The 13516-nt window shown below is 44.3% G+C and carries 13 protein-coding genes; 1 reads left to right on the top strand and 12 read right to left on the bottom strand.

Translation table 11 applies throughout. From position 1 onward, the window contains the following. The 12 genes from H8876_RS06115 to H8876_RS06170 form a co-directional block, all read right to left on the bottom strand. Positions 1-523, bottom strand: a 523-nt coding sequence (locus H8876_RS06115) for a restriction endonuclease subunit S (RefSeq protein ID WP_249286991.1), incomplete at its 3' end; no start/stop codon positions are given. Then, complete coding sequence (locus H8876_RS06120; protein ID WP_283241765.1) at positions 459-998, bottom strand: restriction endonuclease subunit S; 540 nt, start codon at positions 996-998, stop codon at positions 459-461. The genes H8876_RS06120 and H8876_RS06115, both read right to left, overlap by 65 nt. Further along, positions 991-2922 carry an HsdM family class I SAM-dependent methyltransferase gene (locus H8876_RS06125; RefSeq protein WP_249286992.1) on the bottom strand — a complete coding sequence of 644 codons (1932 nt, stop codon included), beginning with the start codon at positions 2920-2922 and terminating at the stop codon, positions 991-993. The genes H8876_RS06120 and H8876_RS06125 overlap by 8 nt, the downstream gene beginning before the upstream one ends. Before the next feature lie 385 nt (positions 2923-3307). Continuing rightward, complete coding sequence (locus H8876_RS06130; RefSeq protein WP_249286993.1) at positions 3308-3745, bottom strand: hypothetical protein; 438 nt, start codon at positions 3743-3745, stop codon at positions 3308-3310. Continuing rightward, complete coding sequence (locus tag H8876_RS06135; protein ID WP_249286994.1) at positions 3745-4911, bottom strand: sn-glycerol-3-phosphate ABC transporter ATP-binding protein UgpC; 1167 nt, start codon at positions 4909-4911, stop codon at positions 3745-3747. The genes H8876_RS06130 and H8876_RS06135 overlap by 1 nt, the downstream gene beginning before the upstream one ends. Continuing rightward, positions 4908-5966: a hypothetical protein gene (locus tag H8876_RS06140; RefSeq protein ID WP_249286995.1), complete on the bottom strand. Its 1059-nt coding sequence runs from the start codon at positions 5964-5966 to the stop codon at positions 4908-4910. The genes H8876_RS06135 and H8876_RS06140 overlap by 4 nt, the downstream gene beginning before the upstream one ends. Next, positions 5963-7066 (bottom strand): efflux RND transporter periplasmic adaptor subunit, encoded by a 1104-nt coding sequence (locus H8876_RS06145; protein WP_249286996.1) that lies wholly within the window; start codon positions 7064-7066, stop codon positions 5963-5965. Before H8876_RS06145 ends, H8876_RS06140 begins: the two co-directional genes overlap by 4 nt. Before the next feature lie 27 nt (positions 7067-7093). After that, complete coding sequence (locus H8876_RS06150) at positions 7094-7936, bottom strand: carbohydrate ABC transporter permease (protein ID WP_249286997.1); 843 nt, start codon at positions 7934-7936, stop codon at positions 7094-7096. Then, complete coding sequence (locus H8876_RS06155) at positions 7933-8778, bottom strand: carbohydrate ABC transporter permease (protein ID WP_346727843.1); 846 nt, start codon at positions 8776-8778, stop codon at positions 7933-7935. Before H8876_RS06155 ends, H8876_RS06150 begins: the two co-directional genes overlap by 4 nt. 20 nt (positions 8779-8798) lie before the next feature. Continuing rightward, entirely contained in the window at positions 8799-10991 is a 2193-nt protein-coding gene (locus H8876_RS06160; RefSeq protein ID WP_249286999.1) for an ABC transporter substrate-binding protein, read from the bottom strand. 125 nt (positions 10992-11116) lie between these two features. Next, positions 11117-12370 carry a sensor histidine kinase gene (locus H8876_RS06165; RefSeq protein WP_249287000.1) on the bottom strand — a complete coding sequence of 418 codons (1254 nt, stop codon included), beginning with the start codon at positions 12368-12370 and terminating at the stop codon, positions 11117-11119. A gap of 3 nt (positions 12371-12373) precedes the next feature. Then, the gene (locus H8876_RS06170; RefSeq protein ID WP_249287001.1) at positions 12374-13081 is read right to left on the bottom strand and encodes a LytR/AlgR family response regulator transcription factor; all 708 of its coding nucleotides are present in this window, start codon (positions 13079-13081) and stop codon (positions 12374-12376) included. Positions 13082-13262: 181 nt separating this feature from the next. Here H8876_RS06170 and H8876_RS06175 point away from each other — a divergent pair. After that, positions 13263-13516 (top strand): PadR family transcriptional regulator (locus H8876_RS06175; protein WP_249287002.1); only part of this gene is annotated, 254 nt, incomplete at its 3' end.

Genomic DNA, 13516 nt, shown 5'->3' on the forward strand with positions numbered 1-13516 from the left:
AAGAGACAGGCTGTCTTACATATTGTTCCATAAAAGTATAATCAGGATTGCCGGATTCATCAACTGGAAGTACAATTTTCTCTTTATTTATTCGCATATCATTTATTTCACGGTTGAAACTGTATTTGTTTTCAAGCCGCTGCATAATCGTAGCCACGAATAAATAACTATATTCGTTCAGTTTATCAGATTTTAATGCCGTTACATGGTCACTTGCGATAAACTCATATTTATGATAGAAAGTTTTTCCGACGCTTCCGCTATTCGCTAAGGTAATGCAATCTGCAAATTTTCTTATTTTCCCAGTATTACCTATCAATGCGTCAACACCGTTATTAACCGCAGACGATGATACATAAGGAATATTACCTTGTATATGGTCAGCAGTTTTCAAGCGTTTACCACGCCGTATATCTGCGAAAATATCATGCAGGTAAAATTCTTTCCATTCTTTTTGGTTAAGGGGTGTTATACCCCCCGATTTGTGTATTATTGCCAATATAATTAATATAATTTTGTACAATTTGCTGCTCTCGTTCCTTGATGTACTGTTCCATAAAAGCATAATCGGGATTGCCGGATTCATCAACAGGTAGCAACAAAGATTGCTTCTGCATTCGTTTCTCATTAAACTTATAGCCATAAGCATATTTGCATTTCTGCTGCAATATGACAGTTTTCATAAACAAATAGATATATTTGTTTCCTTGAACCTGTTTCGTCTGAAAACGCTTGACATCATCGGAAAAAACGCAAGTATATGGGTGATAAAAATTCTCGACAACGCTCCCATTATAATTTACGCCTAAAACATTGCAGTCCTCAGAACCATTTGTGTTAGACACAAACTCAGTAATACCGTTGTTATTATCTGTTGCCCCGATGAAAGGCTTGTTTCCGCTTGTCATATCACTTTTGGTCAGGCGCTTGCCCGCTTTGATAATAAAAATATCGCATATTCTAAACTCTTTCCATTCTCTATCATGCAAGTCAAGCATTGCTGTCACCGCCTTTCTGTCCGAACAGATACCCTTTTCCATGCGTAACCATATTAAACTCAAATGTGAGATAATCGGCAATGCTGTTCATAAAGTCCGCTTCTGTCGGAATTTCATCATTGTAGTAGTAAAAGGAATGCAGCCATTCGTCCGTATCTTCAACGGTTGTTTCCACCATGAAACTTGACGGAAAATCCGCAACCTTACCACGCCAGCAATCAAGAAGATACTGCCGCTTATCCTTTGCGCGTTCGGTTTCCACAAGCCCTAAATGCTTTTTGACTTCAAAGCCATCATCTTCAAAATTGATGAACTTTGCAATCTTATCTACCGGGTGTGGTTCGCCTGCTGTGAAAACAGCAATGCAGGGAATAGTGCCGACCCGATAGAAGGTGTCTTTGTTCAGACTGATAACGCCTTCTAAGGTAGGCTTTTTCAAAATGTCCTGCTTGACCGCTTTATCATCTTTTGTCTTTCCAATCATAGCGGACACAGGTACAATCACGGCAGCACGCCCGCCTGTTGTGATTGAATTAAGCAAATGGCGGATAAAGCACAATTCCGAAAGGTTTGCCGTGTCTTTACCTTTTGCCTGTGAATACGGCGGATTCATAAAACCTACTGTAATGCCACCGCCCTTTAACTGTAATTCGCCGGGGTCTTGCGCCAGAAAATCTTCACAAATCAGGTTGCTTTGCCCGTCACCGCGCAGAATCATATTCGTTGTAGCGATTGAAAACATATCGTCACGAATTTCTATTCCGTGAATTTGCTGCTGCTTGATGTGCTTGCATTCTGTATCGTTCTTTGCAGCACGCAGCATTTTGTGCATTCCCGAAATTAAAAAACCGCCTGTGCCGCAGCATGGGTCAAATATAACATCGGTAGGTTTCAAATCCACCAATTCGCAGAACAATTCCGTAATATGGCGGGGCGTAAGCACAACACCCAAAGCCTGCCCGTCACCGCCTGAATAAGAAACAAATTCACCGTAAAAACGCCCCAGATAATCTTCACGCCCGTTTGATACAATCGCCTGAAAAATATTGTTGTTGATATATTCTGCAAAATATTTCAGAGGTGTTTTATCGCCCAAATCCTGACGCTTTGTATTTAACTGCGGTCTGTCCTTTATCAGCGTGAATTGATTCAGTACACGCTGCTTTTTAACTTCTGGGGCAACTTTTGCGCGTTGCAGATTCTTTTCAAGATACTGGTACAGAATAGCACCGTCTGTGTTGCTTTCCAGCGTGTCACCTGCCAACTGATTCAGATTAAAGCCGTATTCTTTTTCACGCAAAGCAAGAAGAATTGCAGATACGACAAGTGGCTTTTCATCTTCTCCAAGCCCGCCGTAATTCCGCAGATATTCGTGCAGTTCCTTTGCCTTTTTCAGAATATCAGCAAGTTCAATATCTTCTGGCGGCGTTTCTTCAAGTACAAGCTGCTTGTAATATTCCACAATATGCGCCGCTGAAAAGTTTTCAAATGTCTGAACTTCCGGCAGCCACTTATAACCGTTCTTATCTACAAAAAGTGGCTGTAAAGTGTGGTGCTTGCTATCACCGGCATTTCCGAACGCAAAAACCTTTTTGTAAGTGGTTTTCTGCAAGATGTGCTGTGCATAGTGCAAAGCACCATTGACGGCATAATCGGTTGTTGCCTGCACAGTTGTAGAAATAGTCCCGTCTGCTTCTTTTAAGCAGAGGTTCGCACGGTCTGCTTTATCTTCCATGACAAGGACAAAATCACCTACAACCGCCGTGTATTCTGGAAATCCTGCCTTGCCCGTCTGGTGCTTTGACGCTGTTTTCAGTGCTTCATTGATAGGAACAATATTACTGCCCTGTGTATCTGCCTGAATACCTGCTTCAACCAACAAGTCATGTATGTATAAATCAAAATTCGCTTCTTTTTTCGCCATAGTTTCGCGCCCTGACTTTCTATGTGTATTTTGGGTGCAAAAACCCAAATATAAGAATATCATAAGTCAGGTAAAATCTCAATCCCGCTACTATGAAAAATCCATGAATAAAATATGTCACCCGCTTTACCTGCTGTCGCTTATCATTCACTATCTTTCAGTATCTTATAGCAGATTTAAGCGACAAATAAGCGACAAGCCACAAAATAGAGTGTCAAGATATGTGAAGAAAATACAAGATATAGTATAAAAACCAAAGAAACAGCCCTGTATTTGGTACAGAAATCAAATACAGGGCTGTTGGGATATACTCCTTCTCGTAATCAAAGGTGAATTTTCTGCAAAGAGTTTGCCCTAGGCAATTTTGAATTCCATGATTCTTTCTTTATTTCGGCTTTTTAGAGCTAAGAATGCAAAGCCTTCTCCCAGCTGTCAAGTTCGTAACAAGAAAAGTAAACAGCATCACCAGTAGTATCACATACCTTGTGCTGAACATATATCCAAATAGTACAAACAGTATTTGAGCTGGGGCGAATATACTGATCAATATCCCTAGAATCATATGGAATGCGCAGACAGCACTCGAAAGCCATGGACATGCCGGGTAAATCATAACCAGCCGCCGATGTAAAAGCAGCATAGCTAGTAGGAACAAAGCCGCCAAAATTCCCACCACCAGAAGCCACAAGTAGAAAATATGCATTCCTGATATCTGCTCATTGATATCATTCAGCCATCGATCTAAAAGCTTTGCTCCTTGAAACCCTAACGGAAACATGATGAAGTAAACGATCAAATAGATCCAGCCGTTATTCTTACACATTATAAAGCACCTCCTTCACACATTTTGCTCAACACTGATTTTTCATTGATCCTTTCCCCACTCTCTTGATCAAAAATATGGATCATCTCCGGGGAAAAGGAAACATGAACTTTCTCTAGATTTTCCTGCTTTCGCCAGTGATTTTCAGTTCCTTTTACGACCAGTTCTTCCTGTTTTTCCAACTCTAAAAAAAGATAGCTGTCATTGCCCTGAAATTCCACATTAGAGACGCAGCATACATTTATCGTCCCGTCTATCGTTTCGTCATTCCCGATTTCATCCGCTACAATATCCTCTGCTCGCGTTCCAACAATCACATATTTCCCTTCATAGCCTGCATCCAGCAGAATTCGCTGGGTTCTCTCCGAAACAGGGATCTGAAACTGTTCATTCTGCAAAACAATACCCATATTTTCATCAACTGTCACACGCATTTCCATCAAGTTCATTTGAGGCGTCCCGATAAACTGTGCCACGAACGTATTGGACGGCTGATAATAGAGATTTTCTGGTGTATCGATCTGCTGGATCCTGCCATCTTTCATCACAACGATTTTCGTTCCCAGAGTCATCGCTTCTACTTGATCATGGGTAACATAGATAATGGTCGCTTCTAATTCTTTATGCAGTCTGGCAATTTCTCTCCGCATTCTGCTTCGCAGCTTGGCATCCAGATTAGAAAGCGGTTCATCCATTAAAAACAGCTTTGGCTGTCGCACGATCGCCCGCCCCATCGCGACACGCTGCCGTTCCCCTCCCGATAAAGTCTTAGGCTTGCGCTTTAAAAGATCTTCGATATCAAGTCTAGCCGCCACTTCATGTACACTCTGATCGATTTCTTCTTTTGACTTCTTTTCCTGTTTCAAACAAAACGCCATATTATCGTATACAGTCATATGAGGATACAACGCGTAGTTTTGAAAAACCATAGCGATATTGCGTTCCCGCGGCGGCATTTCGTTTATCCTTGTCTGATCCAGCGCCATCTGACCTTCCGATATCGATTCCAGGCCTGCGATCATGCGCAGCACAGTGGATTTCCCGCATCCCGACGGTCCCACCAGCACAACGAATTCTCCCTCTGTCACATCCAGTGAAAAATCCTGTACCGCCTGCACCCCGTTAGTATATGTTTTACCGATTTGTTTGATTTCCAGCTTGCTCACAGCTCACCACCACGCTTTCCTTTTTCCGGACAGTTCCGCACATAATTCTTCATCCCCAATCCCATTATGATCGTAACGAATATCGACAGACTGCACCAGATCAGGCATCTCACGATCTGATAAAAACAGTTCATTTCTACCTCTATTTTGCTCCCCTTTAGGAACGCATGAATCGACTCCATCTTCTCTCCCATTCGATCCGGCCAAAAAGAAAAATCCGACCATGCGCCCGGTATCATATCTGCCGGATATCCTGCAAACACGCCGATCACCACAAGGATTACAACAATCACTCCCAGCTTGACATACCATTTTTTCACCCATTTGGATGGGATGAAGAAGTGTATGCCTATACATCCAAGCAGCGCAGGAGAGGCCAGAAACAGCAGCTTCAAAATCCAGCATACAAACTCGTTTTCCTGATAAACTCCCGTTTCAAACCGATTTTCCATCTCCTGTCTGATCAGGATACGCTGCTTCGGATCCTTTGGAATCACATTGATCCGGTTATACCCCACTTCCCCATTTCTTCTGGATGGAGCCACAAAAATCCGGTCGATCTGATTTGATACTCCTGCCACGGTATACTCCCTGCCTTCACAAATAACTTTCAGACCTTCTGCCTGAACCGTCCCAAACAATTCCCATGCAATTTGTTTTCCCAGAATACACAACCCAAAATCATCGTAATCAAGCCGCAGAGCATCAGGGATAAGCAGATCCGTCCTGCCACAGGTATAGACAATGTCGCCAGTTGAAAGACGCCCTAGTTCAGCGCTTTCCATCTGCCCTTCCCCATGATCATTCCAAAACAGCATCTCATACTGCAGCCTGTTTTCCTCCGCTTCCCCTGAGCCGTACTGTTCTTCGTAATAGGAATACGCTTCTTCCGCAGAAATATATGTTCCCGGCAAGTCGTTGCGGTAATAGATGCCCCGGTCGCTGTTCGCTGCAAAAAGATTCAACCCGGCACTTACAAAAGCGATGATGGAAACAGCGATGCACAGAATCCCCGGAATATATTTCTTCTTAAAAATCTCCATCTTCTTTTTCATCGCATTTTCCTCACTTTATTGCCATCGGACAAGATCTTATCAGACTGTACAATGATCATCTGGCCACTGGAAATACCTTCTACTGCAACGGATTCCCGATTTTTATCCAGTAAAGTCACTTCCATCTTTTTCGCCGTATATTCTCTTCCCAGAATCGTCTCCTCCGCCGTAACTGTGAAGACAAAATAACTGCTCCCTTCCATATTTAACGCCGAACGCGGAATACAGCAATCGTATTTCTGCGAGGCAGAATTAAGTTCCACGGAAAGCAGTTGCCCCAGCGAAAACTCGCTTTGCGGCAAAGGAATATTCAGTACGATCGTTCCCTCAGCTTCCCGGTTGTCGATGGATGCGATCACAAGATTATCGGCTGATTTCCCATCCAATGAAGAAACACTGGCGATCGTATCCTGGCTCACATAGCTGCTTTCCTCATCGCTACTCAGGGTCACAACAGCAGTCAAGTTTTGTCCGGAATCTGCCAGCATCACATCCGCCGTCCCCTGCGTTTTCTGTCCTGCCTTTGTTTCGATCGCAGTGACTACCCCATCCCGTGGAGCACAGATCCTGTACCCCGCCCGCTTGATCTTTTTATGCTCCTGAAGCAGCTGTTCTTTTTTCCATCTTTCCTGCTGCAAAGAATACACCTCAGCGGAAACGGAATTCCCATCGCTTTCTGCTTTCAGCTGTTGTATCTGCTTGCTGACAGCATTCACTTCTCCCTGTTCTTCTGCGATCATCTGATCCAAAGTGTGCTTCTCTATGGTATATAAAACATCCCCTTTTCTGACCGCCTGCCCTGTAGAAACCACCACCTTATCCACCAGCAGCCCCTCTGTCGTAAAGACTGGAGATTCTGAAAGGGATTTCACTTCGGCCTGCGTATGGATCGTATGGCGTATTGTACCGGAATCCGCCTGTCCCATCACGACCTTTGGCAGGATCATCTGATATGTAACTCGTGAAATTATGGTAAGCCCAACCATAACCGCTAAAAATATAACCACGATTTTAACCTTCTTATTAGGCTCCAGACTGCATACCCGATTCCAAAGTTCTTTTAAATTCACTTTTTCTTTCAAGAAATGAAAAACTCTCATATTCGGCCTCCATGATTTCCTGACATATTATTCTTTGACCGCCGATGCCACGATACCTTTTTCTAAATGGTCTTTGCAGAGGAAAAAGAGTATCATCGTCGGCACTAAAGTGATAACGGCCGCCACCAGCGACTGACCTGCATTCTCCAGACTGATTTCCGGCAGATACAAGGTCAGCGGCCATAGTTCCTCCCGATCCAGAAAGATCAACGGCTGCTCTACTACGTTCCAGTATTCCAGAAACTGCAACAGTAGTGCCGCTATGATCCCTGTTTTACCGAGAGGAATCCCGATTTTAAAGAATATCTGAAACTCCGATGCACCGTCTATCCTCGCAGACTCCATGATGCTTTCCGGTATCGCTCGGAAGAAATTATATAAGACAAACACCGGGAATGTAGAGAAGGCTCCCGGCAAAATGATCGCCCACAAGCTGTCCAGCAGCGACAGCTCTCTCAGCACCAGATACTGAGACAGCATGATCACCTGAAACGGGAGCATCATCAGAATAATATAGATAAAAAACAGAAGCTTTTTCAGTCGGAATTCATAACGGGCAAATCCCCAGGCAGCAGGCACGCCAAAGAGCAGCTGTCCTGCCACCACTCCCGCCACGATCTTGACCGAATTCCAGAACACCATAAAGAACTGCGGCTCCTCCAGCAGAACCTTTGCATAAGATCGAAGAGTCGGAATCTGCGGCAGCAAAGACCAGTCCGCAAACCCCTGCGAGGCAGGACTGACGATAGGCGCCAGATGTTCCTCCAGTTCAGCCGGATGCATGAAAGAACCTGCAAGCAAAAATATCACTGGATAAATTACGATAAATGCACCAAATGCAATCAAGAAAAGACTCAGTTTCCGCTTCATGCCCGATCCTCCCATGCCTTTTGCAGCAAGAAAATAAGCAGAATTAACAGAATGGACAGCAGCACCGCTCCTGCCGTCATCTTATCCAGAGCAAGATCCCGAAACCAGTTGTTGAACAGGTGCTGTATCATATAGATACTTTCATTGGGATAATTACCTGCCACCAGATAAACTTCTCGAAACACTTTAAAGGAATTGAGAAGAGCCAGAACTGCAATGATAAACAGCATCGGCAGCAGGTTGGGAAGCGTGATCCGAAAGAAGATTACTCGATCCGAAGCCCCGTCCATTTGAGCCGCTTCATAAATCTGATCCGGGATCATGGACAGTCCCGCCAGCCAGAGTACAATGTGATAGCCCAGGTTCTTCCAGATATAGCTGACCACCAGAATGACGAAAGCCCATCTCGTATCCATCCACTCACAGGTTCCTGTCCCCCAGCGGTCCAGCACACCGTTCAGCAAGCCCTGATCATCGAATAAGATCCGCCACAGCAGAACCACCGCAGCCACTGGGATCGCCATCGGCAGCAGAAAACCGGTTTTCAGGAAATTTCCTATTTTACTGTGACGATAAATCCACACCGCAATCACCAATGACAAGAATAACAGCAGCGGAATACACACCAGCATAAACAGCCCCGTATTCTTCACAGCCAGCTGAAAAGCCGGATTTGTCAAGACGGTTTTAAAATTATCCAGTCCCTGAAACTCGCCTCCCGCAGCCGAAAAAAAAGCCCTGCGAAACACGTCGATATACGGAATGAAATAGAAGATGCAGACCCCTGTGAAACTTGGCAGCAAAAACCACCACGCTGGATTTTTCCACGTTCGTACTCGCATTCTCATCCTCATCACCTCACCTACTCATACGCATACAGCCGCAACCGATCCGAAATCTCTTTCACGGCTTTTTCATAGGAAATTTCTTCATTGAGATACTTCTCTGTATATTTCATAAAAATACTCATGATCGTTCCATTGTTGTTGGCCGCGCGATCAGCATCCTCAGCGCTTTGCAGGAAATCCAAAACGACGTCTTCCGGCAGTTCCTGTAATTGCAGCGTTCTGCTGACGTTCTCATCGGCAATTTCGGCCTGATCAGGCTTTAAGTTCTGCAAAGTATCCTCCAGTACGCTTTCATCAATGCTGAGGCCCATAGCTTCCCCGGTGATTTTCTGACCCTGCCGTGACAACAGATATGAAACAAACTCCCTGCATTCTTTTTCCTGTTTTGTCGCCGCACTGATTCCCACGATCATGCGCGGTATATAGTATGTGCCCTGATTGGAAGTGACGATGCCGTAAGTACTGTCCTTCAGCTGCTGCACCATCTGAATCTCCTGCGGCTGCCAGATGTAGTCCAGTTCCAGAGAGCTGCTTCCCAGCAGACTTCCAATCATTCCGCCCGTTTGCTGCGGTGGCAGCATCAGCTGCGACAGATGTACATTATCCTGGCTTTCTTCCAAGTTATACATCCGCTTCACGTTCTTTAAAAACTCCTGGACATCCTTCCTGTCGATCGTCCCGTGATCTGCCTTATCGTCTACGAAAGTCTGGTAATAAAATCTTACATCGTTAGCGAAGTCATATTCGCCGATTTCGATCTGATGTTCCCCCGTCTTATTAACAAAATCCGTCCCGGTTTTTGCATTTACGATATCATCGTGAGGACTTAGAATGATCGGCAGTCCAAAACGAACGGGAACTGCATAGAGTTCACCGTTCCATTCATAGGTATCGATGATATTCTCAAAATTGCTTTCCGTATGAAGCTCTTCGATGTCCTCATCCAGCCTCATCAGCATATGATTTTCTACATAAGCATCGACGTTCAGCCCGTCTAGAAACAAGATATCCGGGCCGTCTCCGCCCATCATGCCTGCATTGAGCTTCTTGATGGCATCGTCTAGCGTCTTCGATCCATTCTCTTCGATTCCTACCGTCACATCCACCTGCACGTCCGGATTTTCTTTCTGGTAATGATCTACCAGCTTCTGCACATTCTCGTCCTGCTGCAGGGTATAGACTTCCAGACGCTTCTTCTCTTTTTGAGATTTATTCGATACCTGCTTATAGCAGAACAGCTGTGGAGAATCGCCTTCTCGGTTAATAGCCAGATATACCTGTTCCTCCCGATCAAAGACAATGGTTTGTCCATACACTTCCGATGGGACAAATGACATCTCTTTTTTAGAAATAAAGGTCTGCTTCTTTCCATCGCTGAATCGTTTTAAACCGTCTTCATTAAAGAAATAAAAATCGCCTTTATGTGCAGTCAATACAGCCAGCTTGTCGCTGTTTACATATGCTTTTTTCATCAGTTCCAGAGTCTTGTCGTTCTTCTTCTCAACGGCATGCTCTTTACTGTTGTACTGGATCACATCCCCTACACCAAGCAGATAAATCTGGTCGCCTTCGACCATAAACGCTTCTGGAGAATAAAGAGGATTTTTACTGTTTAGAAGGCAGTCCGTAATTTCATTTGTACCTTTATTGAGTAAATAAGTCTCCCCGCTCTTATTAGAAATCAGCAGGTTTTCCGAATCTATGATCCTGGAACAGTCAGAAAATCCGTCCCCGATGTAAAGCGCCTCCGACACTTCTGACCTCGGCATAACGTTAGACAGTTCCTTTGCATTACCCTGAGAATCTATATAGAAACACCTTGTATCCATGCACTCAGATTCGTCTAGAGAGCGATCCGCCACCGTACATACCGCATCGCCCTTTGCAGAAAAAAACATCGGACAATCTACTTTTTCAGGCTCCGTGATATGCATGGCGTCCGTATAGCACCAGTTCCGCTCCCAAGACTCGCCGCAATTTCTGCTTTCCCATACATAACCCTTCTGGGTTTCTTCCTCCGTGACGGCGATCCGCATGACCCCATCGTCCGCCACATTGAAATCCCATATGCTGTCGCATCCCTCTGGAAGTGAGATTTCCCGCTCTTCATACCCGCTCTGATCCCCAGGGTCGCATGCGCAGCACAGGAGTATGGCGAATGTAACACACATCAGTATCGCTGGTATTTTCATGATGTTCCTGTTCATTGTCCACTCACCTCCGGAAACGAATACAATCGCATGAATCAGTGGTTTTATTATAGTGCTGCAAAGAGTCTTCTTGTTAGAGTTGTAAAAAACAGCATATTTTATTGTCAAAAATAAAAATGATATTATAAATATAGCAGGATTTCTGCACGGAACAGATTATCCTCTGTTTTAAAGTGCATCTCTCCATGATACTTCTCGACGATCTTTTTTACATTGTTCAGTCCGATGCCATGTTCCTGTGAAGCCGCCTTACTCGTCAAAAAACGTTCTCCCTGTTTTCTAAGCGATCCGGTATAGGAATTGACTATCTGTAAAAACAGCATGCCCGCATCCGCCTTCATGGAAATGCCCAAATATCCATTCCTGCACTGTTCCAGCGCTTCTATGCCATTATCTAGCAGGTTTCCTAAAATAATGCAAAGATCATGATTCTCTATGGACAGGGATGACGGTATAGCAAGATTCAGCACCGGATCGATCCCCAAACGATGGTTTGCCGCTTTCAGCTTAATATTCAGTAAACTGTCCACGGTAACGTTTCCCGTCTCTGAGAAGGGTCTGCTCTGCTCCATCATATCGTTCAGCGATTCCACGTAACGGTCCATGTTTGAAAAATCATGCTTGCCTGCCATCTCCTGCAGAACTAGCAAATGATTCTTGATATCATGACGAAGCGATTTCATAGAGTCTTCCATTGCCGACAGTTCCTGCAGCTGATTCTCATATGCCCTGTTCTCCTGCTCCAGTAAAGAGAGTTCTAGACGGTTCTGCTGCAGCTGCTTTAAATGTTCTAACAAATAGAATACGGCCAGATTCAAAAATACCATGCATAAGCCGCCCAGAAAGGCAGCCTTCTCGTCCCTGCACTGATCTAAGACGATTGCTGAAAAGAAAATGCTGATTCCCGGAATCAAGATCACCGCCAGCCATTCCGAAAGCGGGATTTCCTGTCCCCTTTTCTGATCTGCGATCTTTTTCGCAACGATCATACACAAGAAAAATAATAAATCTGTGACCGCCAAAATCAATGGTATGATATATTCCGAATGCAGTACGATCAAAAGACGATAAGATACGTCCTCTAAAACCAGATGAAGACCTCCCACTAAAAGAGCTGCTATGATTCTGGTTTTCCACTTTCCGCGATACGTCAGCGTCATCAGAAAGATTCCTGCCATGGAAGTTGACAGCAGCACCAATGGAGGCCGGTTCAAGATGAGTGAAACTACGCTGTTAAACAAGAAGAATGCCAGAAATGCTATGTATCGAATAAAACGCTCTTTCTGTTCTCCCTTTTCAAAGAAAATATTTAGGAACTGAAGAGAAATATAAAATCCCATCAAGTTGCCGCAAAGGCTCATAATCATTGGAAACATGAACTACTCCTCTCTCCACCGCTTCATGAGCATTTCCCTCACCGCTTTTCTGTAGCGTGGACTGATGGAAAGCTGCTCATCTCGATTCATCACGACCATCTCATATTCCCACTTTTTAACATACATTTCATGGATAAGATAGGACTTGTGGATCCGAATAAATCCCGGTGGTGTTTTTGCCTGAACGTCATCCAGTTTTCCATAAAAATCAAGGTCGACAGATGTTGTATGAATCTCTACTTTTCTCCCCGTGGTGCTGAAATACCGGACCTCCCCATAGGCCACACTGTATAATTCCGATCCTCTCTGGAATTTGATATAGTCATCGTAATATTGTGACAGCTTTATCGCCTTTTCCAGATTCTTGATAATATCCTGTTCCTGCACTGGTTTTATTAGAAAGTTAAGGGGCCGGACTGCAAAAAGTTCCATCGCATACTCTGATTTCGCAGATATATAAACGATGTGCGTTTTTTCGTTCTGCAGCTCCGTTCGTATCTTAGCACCCAGATTCACCCCGTTCATCGCTTTTAATTCGATATCAAGAAAGATCAGATCGAAGGTCTCGCCCCGGAGCATGTCCGCATACAGTTTTTCCCCGCTGTAATACGACTCGCACCGCACCAGTCCCTGCGGCTGATAGGCCTTTAAACACGCTTCGATCTTCTCACATAATAATTCATCATCATCACAAACTGCGACTGAAAACATAGACTACCTCTCATTTTGCACGACTTCTTCCTGCGACCGTTCCAACTCATTCTTTGCCTAAATCATAATAGGAGATAAGAGAAATGTCAACAACTATTTAGTTTTTCTAAATGGTTGTTGACATTCATATGCTGAAACATTAAAATAATTACAGTATCATAAAGAATAAAAGGAACATTGGATGAGCGCTCAAATCAACTTTAAAAAAGGATCCGTAGAAATGCTTTTGCTCCACGTATTAAGCTGTAAAGGCGACTGCTACGGCTATCAGCTGTCACAGCTGATCAAAAAATCTTCCGGCGGAGAACTAGATTTTCCCGTTGGATCCCTGTATCCGGCCCTGTACAAAATGATTGATCACGGATATATCTCGGACTACAAACAACAGGCAGGCAAACGCCTAGTGCGGGTTTACTACTGTCTCTTATACACATC

Source organism: Lentihominibacter faecis (assembly GCF_014306095.1).
GTDB classification, from domain to species: Bacteria; Bacillota; Clostridia; order Peptostreptococcales; family Anaerovoracaceae; genus Lentihominibacter; species Lentihominibacter faecis.